Raw genomic sequence first — 707 nt, forward strand, 5'->3', positions numbered from 1 at the left:
GACCTGCAAGACGATCGCCTCGCTCATCTACACCCAAAAGCGCGCGGGGCAGTCCACCGAACCCGCCGCCGTCATGGAGCACGCCAATCTGCGCGGCTGCGCGGCCCCGGTTACTTTCATTGAGGAGACAGAACGATGCCGACGAATATAACGAGACGAAATCGGGACTTTGGACCCGTGGCCTCCTGATCCGGCGCAATATCAGCGACGGTGATTTCGCATTCTTCACGACATGGTGCCCGGCCGGGACGGGCATCCAGACGCTCGTTTCCGTTGAAGGCCATCGCTGGGCGATCGAAGACAGCTTCGAGACCGCCAAGAACGAGCTCGGACTCGATCACAACGAAACCCGGTCATGGCATGGCTGGCATCGCCACGTCACCCTCGTCATGCTCGCCTTCGCCATGCTGGCGGCGATCCGGTACCGCGCCAATGACGCGACGCCCCAAAAAAGACCGCGGATGCCGACCATCAGGATCTGATCCGCTGGTCTATCCAGGAAGTCCGGCGCATCGCCACCAGGCTTGCCCAGCGTCGCATAAAGCCCGCCGACGTAATTGCGTGGTCATGCTGGAGGCGCGCCCATCAGGCTGCCGCTCGACGGGCTCACCTAAAATCGAAAATGCAACTGTAATGCTAGTTCTGCGAGGGCAGGTTGATTTCCAGCACACCGCGCTTACCGTTGCGGCGGCCGACCTGAATGACCA

General features: G+C 61.2%; 1 pseudogene. It reads left to right on the forward strand.

Annotated elements, in window-relative coordinates:
- Window positions 1-134: 134 nt before the first annotated feature.
- Window positions 135-482, forward strand: a pseudogene (locus EOB59_RS34205) (IS701 family transposase); the annotation flags it as partial.
- Window positions 483-707 lie beyond the last annotated feature (225 nt).

It is taken from the genome of Mesorhizobium sp. M7A.F.Ca.MR.176.00.0.0 (assembly GCF_004023165.1).
Taxonomy (GTDB): Bacteria; Pseudomonadota; Alphaproteobacteria; order Rhizobiales; family Rhizobiaceae; genus Mesorhizobium.